This window comes from Acidobacteriota bacterium, assembly GCA_035471785.1.
Lineage (GTDB): Bacteria > Acidobacteriota > UBA6911 > RPQK01 > DATIPO01 > JANQFM01.
The window spans coordinates 1-23,653 of sequence record DATIPQ010000012.1 but is presented as its reverse complement, the minus strand read 5'-3'; the positions used below and the strand labels follow the sequence as shown (position 1 = coordinate 23,653).

At 63.8% G+C, this 23,653-nt stretch carries 18 protein-coding genes and 1 tRNA gene; 12 read left to right on the top strand and 7 right to left on the bottom strand.

What is annotated here, in order from left to right; genetic code table 11:
* The first annotated feature begins 2 nt into the window (after positions 1-2).
* Positions 3-79: transfer RNA gene (locus VLU25_01850), tRNA-Met, on the top strand.
* A gap of 409 nt (positions 80-488) precedes the next feature.
* Here the strand turns inward: VLU25_01850 and VLU25_01845 are convergent.
* The 4 genes from VLU25_01845 to VLU25_01830 form a co-directional block, all read right to left on the bottom strand.
* Complete coding sequence (locus tag VLU25_01845) at positions 489-1,490, bottom strand: aldo/keto reductase (protein HSR66656.1); 1,002 nt, start codon at positions 1,488-1,490, stop codon at positions 489-491.
* A 25-nt stretch (positions 1,491-1,515) separates the two neighbouring features.
* Positions 1,516-2,064: a GNAT family N-acetyltransferase gene (locus VLU25_01840; protein HSR66655.1), complete on the bottom strand. Its 549-nt coding sequence runs from the start codon at positions 2,062-2,064 to the stop codon at positions 1,516-1,518.
* 118 nt (positions 2,065-2,182) lie between these two features.
* Positions 2,183-2,923: a hypothetical protein gene (locus VLU25_01835; protein HSR66654.1), complete on the bottom strand. Its 741-nt coding sequence runs from the start codon at positions 2,921-2,923 to the stop codon at positions 2,183-2,185.
* A gap of 90 nt (positions 2,924-3,013) precedes the next feature.
* Positions 3,014-3,634 (bottom strand): hypothetical protein, encoded by a 621-nt coding sequence (locus VLU25_01830; protein HSR66653.1) that lies wholly within the window; start codon positions 3,632-3,634, stop codon positions 3,014-3,016.
* 443 nt (positions 3,635-4,077) lie between these two features.
* Here VLU25_01830 and rho point away from each other — a divergent pair, with 443 nt between their 5' ends.
* Complete coding sequence (gene rho, locus VLU25_01825; GenBank protein ID HSR66652.1) at positions 4,078-5,370, top strand: transcription termination factor Rho; 1,293 nt, start codon at positions 4,078-4,080, stop codon at positions 5,368-5,370.
* A gap of 3 nt (positions 5,371-5,373) precedes the next feature.
* A complete protein-coding gene (locus VLU25_01820; protein HSR66651.1) occupies positions 5,374-6,534 on the top strand; it encodes a DUF3524 domain-containing protein in 1,161 nt (386 codons plus the stop codon).
* A 49-nt stretch (positions 6,535-6,583) separates the two neighbouring features.
* Here the strand turns inward: VLU25_01820 and VLU25_01815 are convergent, their stop codons facing one another.
* Positions 6,584-7,366, bottom strand: coding sequence for a hypothetical protein (locus VLU25_01815; protein ID HSR66650.1), 783 nt, complete (start codon positions 7,364-7,366; stop codon positions 6,584-6,586).
* 157 nt (positions 7,367-7,523) lie between these two features.
* Here VLU25_01815 and VLU25_01810 point away from each other — a divergent pair, with 157 nt between their 5' ends.
* From VLU25_01810 to VLU25_01790, 5 genes are all read left to right on the top strand, one after another.
* Positions 7,524-7,895, top strand: a complete 372-nt coding sequence (locus tag VLU25_01810) for a helix-turn-helix transcriptional regulator (GenBank protein ID HSR66649.1) — start codon at positions 7,524-7,526, stop codon at positions 7,893-7,895.
* Positions 7,892-10,579 (top strand): ADOP family duplicated permease, encoded by a 2,688-nt coding sequence (locus VLU25_01805; protein ID HSR66648.1) that lies wholly within the window; start codon positions 7,892-7,894, stop codon positions 10,577-10,579. Before VLU25_01810 ends, VLU25_01805 begins: the two co-directional genes overlap by 4 nt.
* Before the next feature lie 45 nt (positions 10,580-10,624).
* Positions 10,625-13,204 carry a M14 metallopeptidase family protein gene (locus VLU25_01800; protein HSR66647.1) on the top strand — a complete coding sequence of 860 codons (2,580 nt, stop codon included), beginning with the start codon at positions 10,625-10,627 and terminating at the stop codon, positions 13,202-13,204.
* 146 nt (positions 13,205-13,350) lie between these two features.
* Positions 13,351-15,372, top strand: coding sequence for an oligopeptide transporter, OPT family (locus tag VLU25_01795; protein HSR66646.1), 2,022 nt, complete (start codon positions 13,351-13,353; stop codon positions 15,370-15,372).
* A 306-nt stretch (positions 15,373-15,678) separates the two neighbouring features.
* Positions 15,679-17,010 carry a GAF domain-containing SpoIIE family protein phosphatase gene (locus VLU25_01790; GenBank protein HSR66645.1) on the top strand — a complete coding sequence of 444 codons (1,332 nt, stop codon included), beginning with the start codon at positions 15,679-15,681 and terminating at the stop codon, positions 17,008-17,010.
* A gap of 318 nt (positions 17,011-17,328) precedes the next feature.
* On the opposite strand, the gene lpxK is transcribed toward VLU25_01790, so the two are convergent.
* Both lpxK and VLU25_01780 read right to left on the bottom strand, forming a co-directional pair.
* The gene (gene lpxK, locus VLU25_01785) at positions 17,329-18,360 is read right to left on the bottom strand and encodes a tetraacyldisaccharide 4'-kinase (protein HSR66644.1); all 1,032 of its coding nucleotides are present in this window, start codon (positions 18,358-18,360) and stop codon (positions 17,329-17,331) included.
* Positions 18,357-19,706 (bottom strand): 3-deoxy-D-manno-octulosonic acid transferase, encoded by a 1,350-nt coding sequence (locus tag VLU25_01780; protein HSR66643.1) that lies wholly within the window; start codon positions 19,704-19,706, stop codon positions 18,357-18,359. The genes lpxK and VLU25_01780 overlap by 4 nt, the downstream gene beginning before the upstream one ends.
* 344 nt (positions 19,707-20,050) lie before the next feature.
* On the opposite strand from VLU25_01780, the gene rpsL reads away from it, so the two are divergent.
* From rpsL to VLU25_01760, 4 genes are all read left to right on the top strand, one after another.
* A complete protein-coding gene (rpsL, locus tag VLU25_01775; protein ID HSR66642.1) occupies positions 20,051-20,425 on the top strand; it encodes a 30S ribosomal protein S12 in 375 nt (124 codons plus the stop codon).
* Positions 20,426-20,437: 12 nt separating this feature from the next.
* On the top strand, positions 20,438-20,908 hold the full coding sequence (gene rpsG / locus VLU25_01770) for a 30S ribosomal protein S7 (protein HSR66641.1): 471 nt from the start codon (positions 20,438-20,440) through the stop codon (positions 20,906-20,908).
* Between the two features lie 240 nt (positions 20,909-21,148).
* The gene (fusA, locus tag VLU25_01765) at positions 21,149-23,242 is read left to right on the top strand and encodes an elongation factor G (protein HSR66640.1); all 2,094 of its coding nucleotides are present in this window, start codon (positions 21,149-21,151) and stop codon (positions 23,240-23,242) included.
* Between the two features lie 69 nt (positions 23,243-23,311).
* The coding region (locus VLU25_01760; GenBank protein HSR66639.1) for a GTP-binding protein at positions 23,312-23,653 on the top strand (342 nt) is incomplete at its 3' end.

Genomic DNA, 23,653 nt, shown 5'->3' with positions numbered 1-23,653 from the left:
GACGCGGGGTGGAGCAGTCTGGTAGCTCGTTGGGCTCATAACCCAAAGGTCGGGGGTTCAAATCCCCCCCCCGCAACCAGCCTTTCAAGAGCATCGGACCTGAGAGCCGATGTCCTTCCCATAAGACGCATGAGGGCCTCTACGGAGGCCCTTTCCTGTATCTGCACTCGGCTGACCCTGGGCTGGCGAATCGCTCGCCTTCAGCGAGCCCGGACTTGACTTCTAACACAGTCGCTGGGCTGGCGAATCTGTCCCTGTCAGGGACAAGAACGGAGGGCCCTGGCTCAGAACTTATGACCGGCAGCACCAGGTGGCCAACAAGTTCACGCACAGGTCAAGCTTCAGTGACCGCGGTTAAGGCCCTATTGCTCTCGGCGGTATGAGGCTGCTCGCCTAGGGCCACTAGGTGGCCAACAAGTTCACACACGTGTCAAGTTTCAGTGACCGCGGTTAAGGCCCAATTGCTGTCGGCGGTATGAGGCTGCTCGCTAGTTGTAGCTGCGCCAGTTTTCTTCGGGGGTTGGGGTGTTGGCCAGGATGTCTTCGATGCGCTGCATCAGGTCTGGGGTGAGGGCTTCGGCGACCTTGAGCGACTTCATGTTTTCCACCACCTGCTCAGGACGGGTGGCACCGGTGATGACGGTGCTGACGTGGGGGTTGTTCAGGCACCAGGCCAGGGCCAACTGGGCCAGGCTGCAGCCGAGTTCATCGGCCACCGGCTGAAGGCGCTTGACGGTTTCGATCTTGCGCCGCCCCTCCTCGCCTTCCAGCATGCTGCGCAGCCACTCGTAACCCTCGGTATCGAGGCGTGAACCCTCGGGGACGCCGTCGTTGTACTTGCCCGTCAGCAGTCCGCTGGCCAGAGGACTCCAGATGGTGGTCCCCAGGCCGATTTCCTGGTAAAGCCGCAGATACTCGACCTCCACCCGCCGGCGGTGGAACATGTTGTACTGGGGCTGCTCCATGGTGGGCGGGATCAGGTGCAGCCGCCGGGCCACCTCATAGGCCTCGCGGATGCGCTCGGCGCTCCATTCGCTGGTGCCCCAGTAGTAGGCCAGCCCGCTCTCGACCAGGTGGCTCATGGCGCGCACGGTTTCCTCCACCGGAGTCTCCAGGTCGGGACGGTGGCAGAAGACCAGGTCGACGTAGTCCATCTGAAGGCGCTCGAGGGCGTCCAGGGTGCCCTCGATGATGTGCTTGCGGGAGAGGCCCTTGTCGTTGGGCCCTTTCCCGCCCCAGAAAATCTTGGTGGAGACGACCAGATCGGAGCGTTTCCAGCCCGCCTTCTGGAAGATGTTCCCCATCATGGTCTCGGCCTGTCCCTGGGCGTAGACCTCGGCGTTGTCGAAGAAGTTGACCCCGGCTTCATAAGCGGCGCGCATGCACTGCTCGGCGGCCTCCTCGTCGACTTGATCGCCGAAGGTCACCCAGGCGCCGAAAGAGAGGGCCGAAACTTTGAGTCCCGATTTGCCCAGATTGCGATATTCCATGACCGATTCTCAGGATGGGCGAGGACTACTCCTCTTCGTCGCTCTTCTGAGCCTCGTAGTCGTCGCGGGTGATGATGTAGTAGATGGTATCGATGCCGGCCACCTCGGCGCGCCGCAGGAACTTCATTCCCGCCTTTTCCATGACCCGGTGGGCCGCCTTGTTGGGGTAGTCCGAACTGGCGATGATGTGCTCGAACTTGTGCTTCTCGAATCCCCGCTTGATCATGGCGCGGACGGCCTCGGTGGCGTAGCCTTGCCCCCAATAGCCGGGACGGAAGCCGTAGAGCAACTGCAACTGGCGCGGTTCGTGAAAGTAGTGATAGCCGCAGAACCCGATCAGGCTCTCCTCGTCGTCCTTGGGGAAAACGGCGAAAAGCCCGAATCCGTTTTTTCGGAACCCCGCAATGCTGGTCTTGACGACTTCCAAGGCCTGACCCTTGGAAATGACCTCGTCGTCCCACAGGTATTTGCGCACCTTGGGGTCGGTCCACACTTCATGTAACTGATCCAGGTCGTCCATCCGGAAGGGCCGCATATGCAACCGCTCGGTGGTCAATTGCTGAGATGCTGCCATCGATATTCCTCCGCGCAGTGAAGCATAGCAATCCTCTGGGTGCAGTTAAAGGGTAAATTTGACGGAGGAATACAGGAAGGGGGAGGAAATGAAAGACCAACGCGCCTTGACAGGCCGGTTAGCGCCAGTTTTTTTGGGGATCTGGAGGCTTGTTGTCGGGGTTGTCAGGCTGCTTGTCCGAATCTTCGTCCTTACCCAGCAGGCGGCCCTGAGGCGGCTGGGGCTTGGCGAATCCCACCGAGTTCTCGAGCATGACGGTGATGGTAGACCCCCGGGCCAGCACGATGTCCTCTCCCCGCTTGAAAACGGAAAGAAGAGCGCCGGCGGCGGCCCCCGCGGCGGCTCCGGCGGCGGCCCCGGAGAGGCCTCCCGTCAGGACTCCGATGGTGCCTACGCCTACGGCGCCTTTGCCGGCCGCGCCGCCGACTTCGCCGGCTTGGCTGCCTTCTTTGACGATCTGGCCCGTTTCATCGATCTCGCGGCCCGATGCCAGCCCGTCGGCCGAGGTCAGGACGGTGACCAGCTTGCGGGTGACGCCGGAGGGCAAGATCACCGTATCGGCCACGATTTGGAGTTGGCTCTTGCCCTTGATGCGTCCCGAACGCTCGGCCTCCACGACCTGACCCAGGATAAAGCTGCCCTTGGGAATGACGATCTGGTCGTTGAAAGTCACCGGGACGGTGACGGTTCCGAAGAACTTGTCGCCCGCCCGCGCCGTGCGGCTGTTGACGGTACGGCCAAGCTGCACGAAGATCTCGGTCTGGCGGGGCAGTACCACGTCGTCGATATCCTGAGCCCTTGCAAAGGAGCCCCAGGGCCACAGCAACAAGGCGATCAAGAAGGGCATTAAGCTTTTCATGGTCGGTTGTCCAACAACTGCGCCTCTCAGGGACTGTGTCTCGCCGAGGCATGTGGCCTCTTAGATAGTCTCTTCTTCCTTTAAGAAGGTTCAGTCCCGGTTGAGGGCGAATTCAAAAAACATCAGTTCGCTGGCCGTCGTCATATCCTCGATTTCAGGCAGGTAGAGCATCCAGCCCTCCCTTTCCTCGGGCGAAGGCCGATAAAAGAAGACCACTCCGTAATCGCTGTCGTGGGGCGCGATGATCTTCTCGCCGAAGGACTTGTGCTGAAAGTCTTCGTACATCTCCCGATGGCGCCGGGCCAACTCGGTGATCATGATGCGCTCTTCTGTCGAGTAGTGGCTCAGGTCCTTCTTGAGTACCGCCTGCAGGAAGGCTTCTCCAAAGGGTATGGAGCGCAGGTTGGTGCCGTCATTGAGGATCAGAAAGATGGAGCGGTCGTTGACCCGTATGGGGAAATCGTTGTTGTTCTCGATCACCACCACCACCGGCAAGACACCTTTCTCGAACACTTTCTTGGAGTCGAACAGGGACAGCACGGCCTCCTGGCTGAGGGCCGCTTGAGCCCCGATCACGATGTTCTGAAAATCGGTGTGGGCCTCGTACTCGGCGGCGGGCTTCGGTTCCAGAGGCAGGATTTTGTAGCCTGCCAGCAGGGGCAATCCCAGGCAGATGGAAAGCATTGAGACCATCCGGATGGAATTTTTCATAGCGAATTCAGTCTAGCCGATTTGCATTCCATCTGGCAACGGGAGAATGCATCGAGGAAGCCTCGATCAGGCTCGGGAGCGCTTTTTGTTTGACAGAACGGTGAGTCTTGCAACATGCTATAGGACGTTTGAACGTGCGTCTCGGACCCAAGCGGTTACGCGGCGACCGGCGTCGCCGCCCTTCAGGGAGCGGCTCAGCGGAGTCCCTCCTCGGTTTACAAACCGCTTCCAGCGCGCCATGAGGTGAGTCGGTGGAGGCTCCCGGGCGCATGGCAGGTTCTCAATTCAGCGGCCCCCCTCTCCGAGACGCAAAGGGGTGAGGGACGGGCCGCCAAGCCATTTCTCGGGCCAAGAGACACGGTGACTGCCGCAATCCTATGTCGGCCCGCATGCGCTCTTTTCGGTTACTTGGGGTCGTGAACCCCTCTTGGAGAATCGTCACGGTGAACAATACGGACAAATCCGCGGACCAAGGCCGCAGCAGTCGTGGCGGAAAGAAGCCCTACCGCCGCAAGCCCAAGAAACAAAAAAAGGCCCGTTCCAAGTCGAACTCGAAGCCCAGACGTGGAGGGCGGCCCCCCAAGTCTGGAGGAGGTCAGCGGGGCAAGCGCGGCGGGCGTCCACGCTCTGCTCCCGGACCTGCCGACACGGCCGTCAGGGGCATCCTGGAGGTTTTGCCCGACGGCTTCGGATTCGTCCGCGATCCTGAGCAGAACTTCCAGGCGGCCGAGGACGATATTTTCGTTCCGCCCCATGTAGTGCGCCACAACAACCTGCAGTCGGGCTGCATGGTGGAAGGCAAAGCCGGCAAGCGCAAGGGCAAGCTGCAACTGCAGGAAGTGGAAAAGGTGGAAGGCACCGATCCCGAGAGTTTCGCCAAGCGTCCCGCCTTCAACCGCCTGACCAGCGTCAATCCTTTCGAGCGGCTTGAAATCGACCAGAGCAACGACACCAGCATGCGCATCCTCGATCTGGTGGCCCCCATCGGCAAGGGGCAGCGGGGACTGATCGTGGCGCCGCCCCGCACGGGCAAGACCATCCTGCTGCAAAAGCTGGCCAACGCCATCCACCACAGCCATCCCGAGGTCCACTTGCTCATGATGCTCATCGACGAGCGTCCCGAGGAAGTCACCGAGATGAAGCGGGCCACTCCCGCCGAGGTCATCCACTCCTCCAACGATCATTCGCCCAAGCGTCACGTCAAGATTGTGGAAATGGTGCTGGAACGCTCGCGGCGCATGGTGGAAGCCGGCAAGGACGTTGTGATTCTTCTGGACAGCCTGACCCGCGTGGCCCGGGCCTTCAACACCGAGAACCGGGGATCGGGGCGCACCCTCTCGGGCGGACTTGACGCCAACACCATGATCAAGCCGCGCGAGTTCTTCGGCGCCGCCCGGAAGCTTGAAGAAGGCGGCAGCATCACCATCATCGCCACCGCCCTCATCGACACCGGCTCGCGCATGGACGACGTGATCTTCGAAGAGTTCAAGGGCACCGGCAACATGGAACTCTATCTGCACCGCGGACTGGCCGACCGGCGCATCTGGCCGGCCATCGACATCCACCTATCGGGCACTCGCCGCGAGGAAAAGCTGCGCGCTCCCGAGGCCCAGCGAAAAGTCGACATGCTGCGGCGAGCGCTGGCCGAAACCAGCGCCGAAGAAGCGCTGCAACTGCTGCGCGGCAAGATCGAACAGACGCCCAGCAACGAGAGGTTCCTGGAACTGGTCCGCTAAGGCATGCAGCAAGTCAGCCCTCTGCGCATCCTGCTGGTGTCTCCTTACCACGGGGGCAGCCATCAGTCCTGGGCTGAAGGTCTGCTGCGCAACTCCCGCCATCAGCTCCAACTGCTCACCTTGCCCGCCCGCTATTGGAAGTGGCGCATGCATGGAGGGGCTCTGACGCTGGCCCGCCGCTGTCCAAGCGGCTCCTTCGACCTGCTGGTAGCCACCGACATGCTCGATTTGAGCACCTTTCTGGCCCTGCAGCGCCGTCGCCTTGGCCACCTGCCCTGCCTGCTCTACATGCACGAGAACCAACTCACTTATCCGCTGCCTGAAGACCCCTCCACAGGCCCCATGCGGCGTCAGTTGGGAGAGCGCGATCAGCACTACGCCTTCGTCAACCTGTCGTCGATGCTGGCCGCCGATGCCGTGTGGTTCAATTCCGAGTTCCACCGCCGCTCTTTCTTCGAGGAACTGCCCGGCTTCCTGCGCCATTTTCCCGAACACCGCGAACTGGGACGCGTCCCCCGGCTCAAGCGCCGCTGCCGGGTCATGCCGGTGGGTGTCGAGCTGCCTGAGGAGGTGCCCGCCGGCAAGCCGAGTCCGCCCCTGATCGTGTGGAACCAGCGCTGGGAATACGACAAAGACCCCCAGGCCTTCTTTCAGGCCCTTTACCGCCTGCAGGACTCGGGAAGCGACTTTCGTCTGGCCCTGTGCGGACAGCGTTTCGCCCGTCGTCCAAGCGAATTCGAGCAGGCCCGCGGCCGGCTCGAGGGGCGCATCGTGCACGAGGGATTCGCCGATCGCCGCACCTACCGGCGCCTGCTTGACGAGTCCTCGGTGGTGCTCTCAACCGCCTGCCATGAGTTTTTCGGCATCAGCGTGCTGGAGGCGGTGGGGCATGGCGCCTTTCCGGTGCTGCCTGACCGCCTCAGCTATCCCGAACTGATCCCGCGGGAATTCCATCGCCACTGCCTGTACCAGGACCAGCAGGGACTGGACCGCAGGCTCAAGTGGGCCGTCGACCATCCCGGCGCCGCCCTTCAGCAGGCGGCCTCTCTGGCCGAGGCTCTGCGCCGCTACGATTGGAAGCAAGTTTCGAGGCTCTACGATTCCGGGTTTCTGGAATTACGCCACTCGAGAATGGGGGCCGGACGCCGGAACAACGAAGGTTAGGCGCCGGGGCGACCGTTTGGGAGTTGGAAAGGTGGAGGTTGGGAGTTGCTCACCGGGGCGGTTTTTCCTTGCTCCCGTCGTCCTTGACCACGTCGCCGAAAGTCACCTTGGTGCTGACCTGGTACTCCTGGAAGTCCTCCCAGGTGGCCAGGACGCGGATGTGGACGGTTTGGTTGCGGAACTCCAAATAGTCGTCGGCCAGCGACCACACCGGGAACCAGTACTTGCCGTCGATCTGCTGGCGGACCGTTTCAAAGCGCGGAAACTTCTCCTCGCCCGGTTCGGGGACCGGCTTTCCGCGCGTCATGACCACCTGCAGGTCAACGTCGTCGACCCAGATGCGTCCATCGAAGTAGCGCTTGCCGGGGTCCATGCGGCGGGGGCGGACGTCGAAGACATAGGTGTTCAGCTCGTCCACCTTTTCGCGTCCCTGGTAGGCGATCTTGTAGTACTCGAGATCGTCGCGGGTGAGCACGAAGGGCTGCAGGTTGAGCACGTTGTCGATGTCGTTCTCGGTAATAGTCACCGAAGTCAACCCGCCCTCATCGCTGACCACCTTGGTCTCGCGCTCTCCTTTCTCGTTGAAGAAGACCTCCGAAACCATGCGCCGCTCTTCGCGCACCGAGCCGTCGTCGCGCAGGATCTGGAAGGAGACGTTCTGGGTGTAGGTGTAGTGGGAAAAGGCCTGGGCGAATTCCTTTTCCTTGGCCGTGAACTCAAGAACGATCTTGCCCGGGCTGACCCGCTCCTGCCCCCAAGCCGGCTGAGTCCGCAACAACCCGCCGGCAACTGTTGCTAGCAGCACGGCGCCTACGATCCGCAGTCTTTTCATAATGACTCCCATTCTGCCATACTCGGGCGCTCGAAAATCGATGACCGCAACGGCAAAAAGATTCGGCCAAGAAGAAGTTTTCGTTGACAGTTATTCGCCTTAGGCGTATATTCACGGGGCGAATAGCTGGTCTGCAACTCTGGACAGGAGCATGGTGATGAATCAGGACGAGCCCGACGCCAACTCGTTGCGCAAGGAGCTTCCGTTGACGCCGGTGGCGTTTGAGATCTTGTTGTCGCTGGCGGCGGGGGCGCGTCATGGGTACGCCGTCATGAGCGACGTGAGGGAGCGCAGCGGAGGGGCCTTGACGCTCCATCCGGGCACCCTTTACCGGGCCCTCAACCGCCTTCTCGACCAGCGTTGGATCGAGGAACTGGATCAGGCCCCCGAGGGGGCTTCGGCGGACGAGCGCCGCCGCTACTACTGCTTGACGGAGCGAGGCCGGCAAGTGGCCGAGGCCGAGGCCCTCCGCCTCAGCGAGCAAGCTGCCGCCGCCCGGCGTCTGCTGCGCGGCGAGGAGGGCGGATGAGTTCACGGCCCCGTCCCCAATCCGTGGGCGGAGTCTTCGGGCTGCTGACCAGGGTGCTGCTCTACCTTTATCCCGGTGAATTCCGCCGCCGCCACCGGGAGGGAATGCTTCGCCTTTTTGTCGAGATGCAGCGTGAAGCCCGACGGCGAGGCCGTTTGAGTCTGGCCGCCTTCAGACTGACGACGCTGGCCGATCTGATCTACAACGGCGCCGCCTCCCGCCTGGAGGCCTGGTTGGGCGCCCCCTCGCCTCGACCCTCGCCAACTCGCCAAACCCCAGGGAGCCCCAGGCCGCAAGGAGCCGCAACCATGTCGACTTTTTTTCAAGACCTGCGCTACGGCGCACGCAAGCTCGTTCACCGCCCGCTTCACAGCGCCGTCATCATCTTCACGCTGGCGCTGGGAATCGGAGTCAACACGGCCATCTTTTCGTTGGTGCATGAGATCTTCCTCAAACCGGCGCCCTATCGCGACCCGTCCACGGTGGTGATGTTATGGCCCGAGAACTGGTTCTCGGCTTCGGAGTTCGATTACTACCGCCAAGGACTCTCCGAAGTGGCCCAGACTGCGGCCATCTACGGCGATTCCGTCACCTTGACGGGAATGGAAAACCCGGCCCGCTTGAGCGGCGCACGCGTCAGCGACAATTTCTTTCAGGTGGTGGGCGTGGAGGCCGCCTTAGGACGCGTTTTGCGTCCCGGAGACTCCCGAACCCAGCCGGTCGTCATCAGCCACGCCTTGTGGACCTCGCTGATGGGGGGCGATGCGGCCGTCTTGGGACGCGAACTGAGGCTGGACGGGAAAATCCACCTTGTGGCGGGCGTCATGCCGGCCGGCTTTCACAGCCTGCCCATGCAGGCCGACGTGTGGCTGCCCATGACGACCGACACTTCCTCCAGCTCCTACGAGGGGCTCTACCATCTCAAGCTGCTGGCCCGGCTGGGCCCGCAGGCGACGCTCGGCGCAGTGTCGCGGGAACTGCGTTCGCTGGCCCTGCGACGGGCCCAGGCCAGGCCCGACCTTCATGGCGAGGAGTACGGACGCCAGGCCGACGCCCGGCCCATCGCCTCGGTGGTGGCCTACGACCAGCGGACGCCGGTGCTGCTGGTGCAGATGGCGATGCTTCTGGTCCTGCTCATCGTCTGCGCCAATCTGGCCAACCTGCAGTTGGCGGCGGGGTCGGTGCGGGGAGGGGAACTGGCCCTGCGAACCGCGCTGGGGGCCGGCCGGCGCCGGCTGCTGCGTCAGTTGCTAAGCGAAAGCCTGATGCTGGCGCTGCTGGGCGGAGGAGCCGGAGTCGCCTTGGCCGCGCTGATCATGGAAACGGTACGTTTGCCCGAGGAGACGCCTCCCTGGATCGACCCCGCCTTGAATCCCTCGGTGCTGGCCGCGGCTGCGGCCATCTCGTTGCTGTGCGGCGTCCTCTTCGGACTGCTGCCCGCCTGGCGCCATTCCCGCACCGACCTGGGACACCTGCGCGCCGGCGGACGCGCCCATTCCGCCGCCGGCGGACGCCTGCGCACCGTCCTGGTGGCGGCCGAAGTGGCGCTGGCCCTGCTCCTGACGGCGGGAGCCGGACTGGTGCTGGAAAGCTTCTACAAGGTCAGCCGGGTCGATCCCGGGTTCCGCCCCGAACGGCTGCTGACCCTGCGTCTGACCCCCACCGGGTCGACCACGGCCCAGGACGCCAACCTGCTCGACTACTACGAACGGGTGCGCCAGTCCGTGCAATCGCTGCCCGGCGTCCAGTCGCTGGGGATGGCCCAGCACGTGGCCTTGCGCGACAGCCCCTGGTTCACGCTCATGCATCCTCAGGACCACCAGTCCCCCAATGGACGCGGCTTCCCGGTCAACATCATGACGGCGGACGCGGGCTACTTCCCCACGCTGGGAATCCCCCTGCTGCAGGGCCGCCTCTTCGCTCCCCAGGACACGCCGCAAAGCGCGCCGGTTGTAATCGTCAATGAAGCCCTGGTGCGCAAGTACTGGCCCTCGGAAAGCCCCTTGGGCAAGCGCATCGGCATCCACCGCGGCGGGGAACGGGTGGAACTGGAGGTGGTGGGGGTAGTGGGCGACGTTCCCTACCTGGGATTGGGAAGCAGCGTGTGGCCGCGCCTCTATGCGCCCTTCGACCAGTCGCCCCGCAACGCCATGTGCCTCTTTGCCAGGACCGCCGGTCCGCCGGAGCAATGGACGGCGTCCATCCGCCAGAGCGTTTGGGCCGTCGAGCCCGACGTCCCCATCACCCGCGTCAGCTCCCTTGAGGACGTCGTGCAGGACTCGCTGCTGATGCAGCGTCTGCTGGCCCAGTTGCTGGGCGCCTTCGGACTGCTGGCCCTGGCCCTGGGCGCCAGCGGAATCTACGGCGTGGTCTCCTACAGCGTGACCCGGCGGACGCGCGAAATCGGCTTGCGGGTGGCACTGGGCGCCTCGCGCGGGAGGGTGCTGGGCCAGATCCTGGCCCGGGCGCTGCGTCCGGTGCTGGCGGGACTGGCCCTGGGACTGGCGGGGGCCTGGATTCTCTCCGGCATCCTCACCATTCAGCTTTACGGAGCCTCGCCCCAGGATCCTCTGCTTCTCGCCGGGGCCGCCTGCGTCCTGCTGCTGACCGCTCTGCTGGCCACCCTGCTGCCGGCCCGCCGGGCCCTGGGCATCGACCCCGCCGGAGCCCTGCGCCAGGAGTGAGCGCTGCTTGGACGGCCAGGAGCGGTTTGGGTATCCTGAGACGCTATGATTTCTAGAAGCGCTTGGGGGATGGTTTTGGCGGCGCTGATGGCGGCTCAGGCCTTGGGCCAGGTGCCGCATCCGCGCGATGTCTTTGGATTCGAGCCGGGAGCCGACTACAAGCTGGCCGACTACGGGCAACTGGCCGACTACTACCGCAAGCTGGACGCTGCCAGTCCGCGGGTGCAGGCGATCGAGATCGGCCAATCGGTGCTGGAACGGCCCATGCTTCTGCTCTTCATCTCCAGCTCCGACAACCTGGCCCGCCTGGAGGAATGGCGCACCGCCAGCGAAAAGCTGGCCCGCGCCCGCATTTCGGCCGAGGAAGCCGAAAGGCTGGCCGATCAAGGCAAGGCCATCGTCTGGATCGACGCCGGACTGCACGCCACCGAGCGCGCCGCCGCCCAGATGGCCCCCTTGCTGGCCTACCGCGTGGCCACCGAGGAAACGCCCGAGATGCGGCGCATCCGCGACGACGTGGTGCTGCTTCTCATGCCCATCATGAATCCGGACGGGCTGCAGATCGTGGTCGACTGGTACAAGCAGGTGCTGGGGACGCCCTACGAAACCGCCTCGCCGCCCGAGCTCTACCACCACTATGTGGGCCACGACAACAACCGCGACTGGTTCATGAACAACATGCCCGAGTCGCAGGCCGTCAACCGGGTGCTTTACACCCAGTGGTATCCGCAGGTTGTTTACAACCACCATCAGACCGGCCCGGCTTGGGCCCGCATCTTCCTGCCGCCCTTCAAGGATCCGGTCAATCCCCGCATCCATCCCGGCGTCACCACCGGGGTCAATCTTTTCGGCAGCGCCATGGCCAACCGCTTCGCCCTCAAGCGCATGCCGGGAGTGGTTTCCGACGTCATCTACAGCATGTGGTGGAACGGCGGCATGCGCACCGTCCCCTACTTCCACAACATGATCGGGCTTTTGACCGAGACCTCCCACTCCACCCCCACCCCGCGCTATTACGATCCCGAGAAGCGTCCCGCGTCGGTGGCGTCGCGGCGGGGCAGTCAGGGCGTGCCCACCGACGGCACCGACATCTTCTACCCCTACCCCTGGCAGGGAGGCGAATCGCACTTCCGCGACGCCGTCGACTACATGCTGACGGCCTCGATGGCCGTCCTCGACCTGTCCTCCAACCTGCGGCGCCAACTGCTCTTCAACATCTACAGCATGGGACGCGACGCCATTCAGGCGGCTGAGGACGACTTCTACGCTTACGTCATCCCGGCCCATCAGTGGGACGCGGGCGAGGCGGCCGCGCTGGCCGAGGTGCTGCGTCAGGGCGGCATCGAGATGGAAAGGGCGGTGGCGCCATTCCAGGCCGGCGGACGCACCTTCCAGTCCGGCTCCATCATCGTTCCCGCCGCCCAGGCCTTCCGCCCCTACCTGCTCGACCTGATGGAGAAGCAGGACTATCCCGACCGCCGCCGCACGCCCGACGGACCGCCCGATCCGCCCTACGACCTGGCCGGATGGACGCTTCCCATGCAGATGGGCGTGGAGACGGTGCGCGTGGAGGAGGAATTCCAGGCCGACACCCGTCCGCTCGAGGGCGCCGTGCGGGTGCTGGCGGGAGCGGTGGACGAGCCCTCGGGGCCCGGATACTTCCTCTCGGCCCGCAGCAACGCCGCCGTTCGTGCCGTCAACCAGTTGCTCGAAGAGGACTTCCAGGTGGCCTGGATCGACGCTCCCGCCGACGAAGAGGACGGATACTACGTGGCGCCTCGCCAGGTCGACGGATTGCTCCGCCGGATGGCGGCTGACCTGGGAGTCGACTTCAAGGCCTTGCCCCAGCCGCAGAGTCCCCGCTGGCTCAAGCGTCCCCGGGTAGGACTCTACAAGTCTCACGTGGCCAACATGGACGAAGGCTGGACGCGCTGGCTGCTGGAAAACTACGCCTTCGAACTGGTCAGCTTGCAGGACGAGGACATCCGCCGGGGAGACCTCTCCGGCATCGACGTCATCGTGCTTCCCGACCACTCGGCCGAGCGCATCCTCAACGGCCACCGTCCCGGTTTCATGCCCCACCAGTACGTGGGCGGGCTGGGACTGGAGGGCGCCCTGGCGCTCAAGCGCTACGTGCAGGAGGGCGGCCGGCTGGTGGCGCTGGACGGCGCCTGCGACTTCGCCATCGAGCAGTTCGGATTGCCCCTGCGCGATGCCGTTGGGGGTTTGCCCCCGCAGCGTTTCTTCATCCCCGGTTCGCTGGTGCGCCTGAGCGTCGACACCTCCCACGCCCTGGGACGCGGCATGCAGAAGGAAGTGGCCGCTTCCTTCGTGCGCAGCCGGGCTTTCGAGATCGTCGAGCCCAGCCGCCGCGGCGAGGGCGGCGTAGAGGACACCAAGCCGGCGCCGCCACCGCCCGTCGAGGTGGTGGCCCGCTATGCCGCCGAAGACATCCTCATGAGCGGATGGGCTTTGGGCGAGCAGCGCTACCTGAGCGGCCGAGCCGCCCTGGTGCAGGTGGAGATGGGAGAAGGCCAGGTAGTCCTCTTCGCCTTCCGCCCCCAGTTCCGCGGCCAGCCTCGGGCCACCTACAAGCTCTTTTTCAACGCCTTATTGGCCCCCTGAGCTCGTACTTCGGGCCGTCGGGCCGGACGCCTGGGAGGGAAAAACGACGTATTTGGAAGCTGATGCCGAGATAGGGACACAATCAAAAAACGTCGTTTTTCCCTCCCAGGCGCTCTTGCGTTATGCTCCTGGGCGGAGGTATTTCCGTGAGCCCTTCTCCAGATCATTCATCCGGCCCTGATGCAAACTCCGCTCCTGCTCAAGCCGAAGCTAAAGGACTCAGCGCCGACGCTTACAAGCCGCTCGAGCCGGGACAGCAATACCAACCCTATGTCCCGGCCAGCGAGTCGCCCCTCGAGTTCACCCTCAAGGCGGTGGTGGCGGGGATCCTCTTCGGCATCCTCTTCGGGGCGGCCAACGCCTACCTGGGGCTTCGGGCGGGATTGACCATCTCAACCTCCATTCCCGTGGCCGTCATGACGGTGGCCGCCTTCCGCCTGCTCTCCAGGATGGGATCGTCCTCCAGCATCCTGGAAGCCAACCTGTCCCAAACCACGGGGTCGGCCTCCAGTTCGCTGGCTTCCGGCATTATCTTCACCCTGCCGGCGCTGTTTCTTTGGGGGCTCGACCCGACCCTGATGCAGATGACCTTCCTGGCCCTCTTCGGAGGATTGCTGGGAGTGCTCTTCATGATTCCCCTGCGCCGCTTCCTCATCCAGGGCGAGCACGGAAACCTGCCCTACCCCGAGGGGACGGCCTGCGCCGAGGTGCTGGTGGCCAGCGAGATCGGCGGATCGCGGGCCAAGAACGTCTTCCTGGGACTGGGCGTGGGCATGCTGCTCAAGGGCATCACCTCAGGACTCAAGGCCCTGGTGGGCAGCATCGAATTTCATATTCCGTTTCTCAAGAAAGGCCAACTGGGAAGCGACGTTTCGGCGGCTCTGCTGGGAGTGGGATACATCCTGGGTCTCCGCATCGCCTTCATCATGGTAGGCGGCGGACTGCTCTCCTGGCTCATCATCATTCCGCTGCTGGCCTGGTGGGGCGAGGGACGGGCCGCTCCCCTCTATCCCGAAACCCAGCTCACCATCGCCGAGATGAGCCCGTCCCTGCTGTGGACGCGCTACGTACGCTACATCGGCGCCGGCGCAGTGGCCGCCGGCGGACTCGTCACCCTCATCAAGTCCATCCCCACCATGATCGAGAGCTTCCGGGTGGGCGCCCGTCAGATTCAGGACCGCATCAGCACAGCCCAGGACAAGAGCCAGGGCGGACCCGCTGAAGACCGCACTCAGAAAGACCTGCCACTCAGCGTGGTGGGCGGCGGCGCCATCCTGATTGCCCTGGGGATGGCCCTGGTCCCCTACGTCTTCGGACCCGTGGAGAACTTCGCCTTTCGCTTGCTGGCGGCTTTGCTGGTGGTGATATTCGCCTTCTTCTTCGTCACCGTCTCCTCGCGCATCGTGGGCCTGGTGGGCGTCACCTCCAATCCCACCAGCGGAATGACCATCGCCACCCTGCTGGGCACGGCCTCCATCTTCCTGCTGCTGGGGATGGTGGACGACAGCGGCAAGGCCGCCGCCATCACGGTGGGTTGCGTGGTGGCCATCGCCGCCTCCATCGCCGGCGATACCTCTCAGGACCTGAAGACGGGATTCCTGCTGGGCGCCACTCCTTTCCGGCAGCAGAGCGCCGAACTGATCGGCGTCCTCACCTCGGCCGTCTTCGTGTGCGGCGCGGTGCTGCTGCTGGACCAGTCCTACGGCTTCGGAACCCAGGAATTGCCGGCCCCTCAGGCCACCTTGATGAAGCTGGTGATCGAGGGCGTACTGCAGAGTTCGCTGCCCTGGGGACTGGTGCTGATCGGCGTGGGCATCGCCCTGCTTTGCGAGCTCTTTCGCATCCCCAGCCTGCCTTTCGCCGTGGGCGTCTATCTGCCTGTCACCACCACCTTCCCGGTCTTTCTGGGCGGACTGCTGCGCTGGAGGATGGAAAAATCGGCTGCCGACCCGGGACAGGTCGACCGCCGCCGTGAACGCGGCATCCTCTTCGGATCGGGACTGGTGGGCGGCGAGGGACTGGTGGGGGTCCTCATCGCCTTCTGGGCCCTCTACACGGGAACCGGGGTGGAAGGCCTGGGCACGGCATGGGCCGGCCCCCTCGCTCCCTGGCTGGGCGCCGGCGCTTTGCTGCTGCTCATCCTCTACTTCCGCCGCCGCTGTCTGTAGACTGGCGCAAACACCAACTTCCAGGTTCCCAACTCACAAACGCGGCTCGCGGCTGCGGTGAAATCCCCGCCTGGAACAGCCCCAATCCACAAGCCTATTTCGGCACTTAAAAGTTGGGCTTTGGGAATTGGAAGTTGCGAAGCTCAGCCTCACCAGATTTTTTTGCTGAACGGTGAGGGACGGACACCCTGCGGCACGTTTTATTGAGCACGAGGGAAGGAGTCAGCGCCTATCGCGGAAACTCCTTTGTTCTCATGTTCTCAAGTCGGAGAGGCCGCGGTAGGCGCTATTTAGACACGGCGAGCCATGAAGAACGGTCAACTGATCTCATTTCCCAAGGAAGCTCTTGGAGTTCTGCGTCCCGGCGCCGAGGAGCTGGTTGATCCGCTTGACCGGTACGATCAGGCGCTGACCCTTTCGCTGCTCCATGACATCGGACGCGAACTGAGTTCGATTCTCGACACCGACGCGCTGCTGGAACGCATCGCCGAACTTGTGGGCGACCTGATCGACTACCAGGCCTTCAGCCTTTACCTGCTGGACGACCCCAACCAAATGCTGGTGGAGCGCTTCTCGCGCACCCGGCACAAGGAGTCGGGCGCCCGCCCCGCTCTCAAATTGGGCCAGGGCGTCTGCGGGCGAGCCGCTCAGAAGCGCCGCTCGATCAGGGTCTCCGACTTGCGGCGCCATTGCCGCACACGCTCTTCTCTGCCCGACAACAAGGTGCGTTCGTTGCTCTCGGCTCCTCTCATCCGCAAAGGACGCGTGATGGGCGTGGTCAACCTTGAGAGCCATCGGGTCAACGCCTTTTCGGAGCGTCACGAGAAGATCCTGATGACGCTGGCCTCCTCCATCGCCATCGCGCTGGAGAACGCCCGGCTTTATGAAGAGCTGCGCGACAAGGAGGCCTCCCTGGAAAACGACTTGAGTACGGCCCGCCAGGTGCAGAAAGGACTCTTGCCGGCTTGCGTGCCCTCCGTTGAGGGGCTCGAAATCGGCAGCGTCTGCCGTCCCTGCCGTCACCTGGGAGGCGACTTCTACGACTTCCAGCGGACTCGTTCAGACCAGTTGGCCGTGGCCGTGGGAGATGTTTCGGGCAAGGCTACCGCCGCCGCCCTTTTCGGCTCCCTGGCTATTGGCATCCTGCGCAGCCAGATCTCACAGCACCACTGCTCCCCTGCCGGCTTGCTGCGCCATGTCAATACGCATCTGCTGGGAACGGCCCTCGACAGCCGCTTCCTGGCCCTGACGCTGGCGTCCTACCATGCCGGGCGCCGGCGTCTCAGACTGGCCAACGCCGGACTGCCGCGTCCTCTGCTGGTGCGCCGGGGGCAAGCTCGCGAAATCGATGTCGCCGGAGTGCCGCTGGGGCTGTTTCCGGACACCAGCTACGAGCAGGCCGAGATCGATCTTGAGGAGGGCGACGTGCTGGTGATTGCCACCGACGGTATCCATGAGTCCTGCGACGCCAACGAACGCGAGTTCGGGTCCTTGCTGGAGCAAAGACTGCTCGACCTGTGCGACCGCAGCGCCCAGGAGATTGCCGAAGCCCTGCTCTGCGACAGCCGCCAGCACGGGAGCTCCAATCCCGTCTACGAAGACGACCGCACCGTAGTCGTCCTCAAATGCGTCCGCTAGACAGTCCGCGGCAAGCCGGCGGCTCGCGGCTTGTCTCAGGATCGCCGCAGGGATGCGCCTCCCACCATCCCTGAGTCAGCCTGCTCTCCCGGCTGCATGCAGCCGGCTGGTGCCCCAGCCCCTGCGCCGCTGGCGAAAAGCAGGCTGCCGCCGGCCTGGTGGGAGGCGCATCCTTGCGGCGATCAGCACGCTGCCGGCAAAAGCATCCCCGAGTCAGCCTGCTCTCCGGGCCGCATCCACCCGCCGCGCCCCAGCCCCTGCGCCGCTGGAGAAAAGCAGGCTGCCGCCGGCCTGGTGGGAGGCGCATCCTTGCGGCGATCAGCACGCTGCTTCAAGCTGGCTGAGCAGCCATTCCTTGAAGGCTTCTTCATCCAGGCAATAGGCTTCGATGCCCAGGGCGAAGATCTTGTCGGGGGGTAGCTCAAGCTCTTCCAGGCGCACCGCATCCTTCTCGGTAGTGGCGATGAAATCGGCGGACGCGCCCCGCAAAGCTGCCACGACCTGATCGACTTCCCGCTGCCGGTACCAATGATGATCGCGGTAAAAATGCTCCCCGGCCACCTTGATCCCCAGGCGCGACAGGTCGCGGACGAACTGACGGGGCCGGGCCAGGGCCGCCAGGGCCAGCGCCGATTCCCCCGGCGCCTCATCCAGGCCGAAGCGGCGCCCCGACGGCACCTCGGTCCAGCCGACAGGACGGTGGGCGAAGCGGAACAGGGGCGCCTCGGGGTTGAGGCTGCGCGCCGCGTCCCCGGCCACGGCCAGCTCATCTTCCCCCAACAAATGGCAGCGGGTCAGCAACAGCGCATCGGCCCGCCTGGCCGCCCTCAGGGGTTCGCGCAGCAGTCTTCCCTCCGACCGCGGGTCGTCCGCCTCCAGCAGCAGCAAGTCGACGTTCCGGTACAGACGCAGGTGCTGAAACCCGTCCTCCAGGATGAAGACGAGAGGGCCGGGGTCGGCGGCGGCGCCCAAGATGAGGCCGGCTGACCGCTCGCGCCGCCGCCCCACCCCCAGCATGGCCTCGGGAACCTGACGGGCCAGCATCAATGCCTCGTCCCCGGCCTGGCGCACCGCGGCGGTCGCCGGCTCTTTGCCCGAGCTCACCAGCAGGTTGCTTTTCTCAGCCTCGGAACGGTAGCCACGGCTGAGAATGGCCGGCTTGCGCCCTTCCCGCAGCAGCAGGCGGGCCAGGTAGGCCGTTACGGGAGTCTTGCCCGCGCCCCCCACGGACAGGTTGCCCACGCTGACGACCGGTCGCAGCAGCCGAATGCGCTTCAGCCACCCCCTCTGGTAGGCCCCCGTCCTCAGGCGCCCCAGCCAGCCGTAAACTCGGGAAAGCAGGGTCATCATCGATCCTTACCGCCCTCGGGCTCCCCCAGGCAGGGCGCCAGAATTTCGAGGGTCCTTTCCAGGGCTCCCTGGCTGCTGCGCATGACTTTGCGGGCGTTGCGTCCCAACCACTCGGCGGCGGTCGGATCCTGCAGCAGATGAAGCAGACTTTGGCTCAGTTCCTCAGGTCCGCTGACCTGCAGGGCGGCGTAAGCCTCGGTAAAGCTGCGGGCCATCTCGCGGAAGTTTTCCATATGGGGGCCGAAGAGGACGGCTTTGCCGAAGTAGGCCGGTTCGAGAATGTTCTGTCCTCCGCCCCGCACCAAGCTGCCTCCTACAAAAACAACGTCGGCGCATTGATAGAGGTAGCGCAAGTCGCCGATGGTGTCGACCAGCAAGATGTCGGGCGCAGGCCCCTGATCCGCCTCCTCCAGGCGGGAACGCCGCAGGACGCTCAAGTCCCGCTTGCGGGCCAGCGACTCCACCGCGTCGCAACGGTGAGGATGGCGGGGAGCCAGCACCATGCGCAGGGGTTCGAAGTCGCGCCGCACCCGCAGCAGACAATCCATGAGCAGTTCCTCTTCGCCTTCCCGGGTGCTGCCGCAGACCCAGATCCGGCTCTCAGCAGCCGCAGGGTCTTGGAGAGGCCGCCCCTCCGCCCTGAGCAGGCTTGCCACCCGCCGGGCCAACTCCTCGCGCTGGGGGTCGGGACTCAAGCTGAAGTCGTACTTCAAGTTTCCCGTCCAGTGCACCTGCTCGGGAGCGGCGCCCATCTCCAGCAGACGCTTCTTATCTTGCAGCGTTTGTACGCACAGGGCCTTGAAGGTGCGCAGCAAGGGCGCGAAGAAGAAACGCAGCCTGCGGTAGCGTCGGAAGGAAGCGTCGGAGAGCCGTCCGTTGACCAGGGCCACCGCCACGCCGCGCGAGCGGGCCGCCAGCAGCAGCCCGGGCCAGAGTTCGGTTTCGGCCACGACGATGGCGCGGGGATGCAGGTGCTTGAGGATGCGCTTGTAGAGCCATTGCCAGTCAACGGGAAAATAGAAGGTGCTGGCCTGCTCCCTGAAAAGCCGGCGGGCCTGCTCTTGCCCGGTGTCCGTAGTGGTGCTCAAGAAGACCTGAACACCCCTTTCCGCCAGGGCTCTCACCAGCGGTTCCACGGCGTTGACTTCGCCTACCGAGACGGCGTGCACCCATACCTTCGGCCCTGGCGCGGGTTGACGCAGGCTTGGCGGCAGGCGCCACAGGCGGCGGCTCAGTTGCAGGCCTTTGCGTCCGCCCAAGAGGGTGCGCCAGACGTAAAAGGGCAGATAGAGTCCCAATGCCAGGGTGTAGAGGAAAGCATATAAGAGACCGGCAATCTTGAGCATGGGACTGTTCCGTCGCCGAAACGCTACATCTTAGAAGCTGCTTGTGCTATTCTGCAAGGCCTTCGCAGGGCGGCTTGCGCAGGTGGAGACGGCCCCGTCCGGAGGCCCTGCGACGCCTCGGCGCCAGCTACCGATCCCCGTCCTGGGGAAACGGGCTTTGAAATCAGCGCTGAGCCTGTTAAAATAAATGTTTTGGTCCGCTTGACAGGCAAGAGCGCGGCGGGCTATGATTCGAGGCTCGTTTGCAAGGGCCCCGGTGTGGCCCGAGAAAAAGCGATTTGGACGAAGTCAATTTGATGCTTCGGCATCTTTTTTTGTTTATAGAGGATTAGGAGTAGAAGGGCGTGCCCACTTTTAACCAGATGGTCCGCAAGGGACGCAAGAAGGTCAGCACCAAGACCAAGAGCCCGGCTCTTCAGAACTGCCCCCAGAAGCGCGGGGTCTGCGTGCGCGTATACACGCAGACGCCCAAGAAGCCCAATTCGGCGCTGCGCAAGGTGGCTCGCGTGCGGTTGACGAACGGCATCGAGGTGACGACCTACATCCCGGGCATCGGCCACAACCTGCAGGAGCACTCCATCGTGCTCATCAGGGGAGGCCGTGTGAAGGACCTTCCCGGCGTGCGTTATCACGTCATTCGCGGAACCCTGGACGCAGTCGGAGTGGAAGGCCGCAACAGCGCCCGCTCCAAGTACGGCACTAAGAAGCCCAAGGCGTAGTGGAGTCGATCGATGCCAAGACGTAGAGAAGTTCCCAAGCGCGAAACGCCCCAGGATCCGATTTTCGGCTCCCCCTTGGTGAGCCGCTTCATCAACTGCCTGATGGTGGACGGCAAGAAGAGTACTGCCGAGCAGATCTTCTACGATGCCATGAAGATCATCGAAGAGCGGGCTGGTGAAGATCCCACCAAGATCTTCAAGAAGGCCCTTGACAACGCCAAGCCCATGGTCGAGACCAAGTCTCGCCGGGTGGGCGGTTCGACATATCAGGTGCCCATCGAGGTCAATCCTCACAGGCGCACCGCTTTGGGCATCCGCTGGCTGGTCGGTTTCGCCCGCGCTCGGGGTGAGCGCACCATGGCCGAACGGTTGGCCAATGAGCTGCAGGACGCTTACAATAACAGGGGCGGCGCGATTCGCCGCCGAGAAGACGTCCACCGCATGGCGGACGCCAATAAGGCATTCGCCCACTACCGCTGGTAGCGATAGTCGGCAACGGTAATCGGCCCGGCTTTCGGGACTGGGCCGACCTCGCAAATAGAGGCTGGAAAATTCCGGCGGGACGAGAAGGACGCGCCTGCGTTCCAAATTATGGCCCGCGGCACCCGATGCGGCGAACGGTTCGTCGAAGAGATCGGGTTTCCTGACTTCGAAAACGATAGGAGAACACGGGCGAGGAGGCCCTGAGAGGGCGTCCTCGCACAAGTGTTTATTGGTATAGACGTGGCTAAGAGAAGAGTACCGCTGGAGAAAACGCGAAATATCGGCATCATGGCCCATATTGACGCCGGCAAGACGACGACTACCGAGCGTATCCTGTTTTACACCGGCATCAATTACAAGTTGGGAGAGGTGCACGAGGGCAGCGCCACCATGGACTGGATGGTCCAGGAACAGGAGCGCGGCATTACGATTACTTCGGCTGCCACGACCTGCTTTTGGGGCGACCATCGCATCAACATTATCGATACCCCCGGACACGTAGACTTCACCGCCGAGGTCGAGCGCTCGCTGCGCGTGCTGGACGGCGCCGTGGCCGTTTTCGACGCCGTTTCCGGTGTCGAGCCCCAGTCCGAGACCGTGTGGCGGCAAGCCGACAAGTACCGCGTCCCCCGCATCGCCTTCATCAACAAGATGGACCGCCTGGGAGCCGATTTCTTCGCCTCCCTGGAGTCGATGAAGAAGAAGCTGCACGCCCATCCGGTGGCCGTGCAGATTCCTATCGGCGCCGAAGAGAACTTTGACGGCGTGATCGATCTGGTCTCCATGAAGGGCTACATCTACGAGGTGGAGACCCTGGGCGCCCAGTACAACGAGGTGGAGATTCCCGAGAATCTGCGGGAAACCGCCGAGAAATACCGCGAGAAGATGATCGAGGCGGTGGCCGAAACCGATGACGAGCTGCTGGAAAAGTACCTGGGCGGCGAGGCGCTGAGCGACGAGGAAATCCGCAAGGGAATCCGCGCCGGCACCTGCTCGCTGACCTTTACGCCCTGCATTTGCGGCTCGGCCTTTAAGAACAAGGGCGTTCAGCCCCTCCTCGACGCCATCGTCCACTACCTTCCTTCCCCCGTCGATGTCCCGGCCATGACCGGAACCGATCCCGAAAGCGGCCAAGAAGTCAAGCGTAAGAGCTCCGACGACGAGCCCTTCTCGGCTCTCATTTTCAAGATCATGACCGACCCCTACGTGGGCCAGTTGGCCTTTCTGCGGGTCTATTCAGGATCGCTGCTGGCCGGCTCCAACACCTATAACGCCACCCGCCAGCGCAAGGAGCGGGTGGGGCGTTTGCTCAAGATGCACGCCAACAAGCGCGAAGAGATCCAGGCGGTCTTCTCCGGCGACATCGCCGCCGCCGTGGGCCTCAAGCAGGTTTCGACGGGCGACACCATCTGCGATCCCGACCATCCCGTCATTCTGGAGTCGATGGAGTTCCCCAGCCCGGTCATCTCGGTGGCCATCGAGCCAAAGACCCGGGCCGACCAGGAGAAGCTGGGTTTTTCGCTGCAGAAGCTGATGCAGGAAGACCCCACCTTCAAGGTCCACAACGATCCCGATACGGGCCAGACCATCATTTCGGGAATGGGCGAACTGCACCTCGAGATCATCGTCGACCGCCTCTTGCGCGAATTCGACGTCGACGCCGCCGTGGGCAAGCCCCAGGTGGCCTACAAGGAAACCATCAGCCAGGCCTCCGAGGGGGAGGGGCGCTTCGTGCGCCAGACCGGCGGACGCGGACAGTTCGGCCACGCCAAGATCCGCATGGAACCCGGCGAACCCGGCCAGGGATTCGTTTTCGAGAACGCCATCGTGGGAGGAGCCATTCCCCGCGAGTTCATCGGTCCCGTGGAAAAGGGCTGCGAAGAGGCCATGGAAGGCGGCTTTTTGGCCGGTTATCCCATGGAAGACGTCAAGGTGACCCTCTACGACGGCTCCTATCACGATGTCGACTCTTCGGAAATGGCCTTCAAGGTGGCCGGATCGATGGCCTTCAAGGACGCTGCCGCCAAGGCCAAGCCGGTCTTGCTCGAGCCCGTCATGAAGGTCGAGGTGGTGGTTCCCGAGGAATATATGGGCGACGTGATCGGCGACCTCAACGGCCGCCGGGGACGCATCGCCTCCATGGAGCCGCGCGGCAACAGCCAAGTGGTGACCGCTTACATCCCGCTGGCCGAAATGTTCGGCTATGCGACTTCTCTGCGCTCCTTGAGCCAGGGAAGGGCCAATTACAGCATGCACTTTGAACGTTATGAGAGACTGCCCGCTTCGCAGGCCGAGGAACTGATCGCCAAGGCCCGCGGGGTAGTCAACAGCTAAGGCTCAAGAAAGGAAGGCGCCCGGCAGCCATGCGCCGGGCCGCAAACGCGACGCAAAAGGACGAACATAATGGCAAAAGAGAAGTTCGAACGCACCAAACCGCACGTCAACATCGGCACGATCGGTCACGTGGACCACGGCAAGACGACGTTGACGGCGGCGATCACGACGATATTGGCCAAGAACAATCCGGGGATCCAGGTTCGCAGTTTCGATTCGATCGACAACGCGCCGGAGGAGAAGGAGCGGGGGATCACGATCGCCACGGCGCACGTGGAGTACGAGACCGAGAACCGCCACTACGCCCACGTGGACTGCCCGGGTCACGCCGACTACGTCAAGAACATGATCACGGGAGCGGCTCAGATGGACGGAGCGGTCTTGGTGGTGTCGGCGGCCGACGGTCCGATG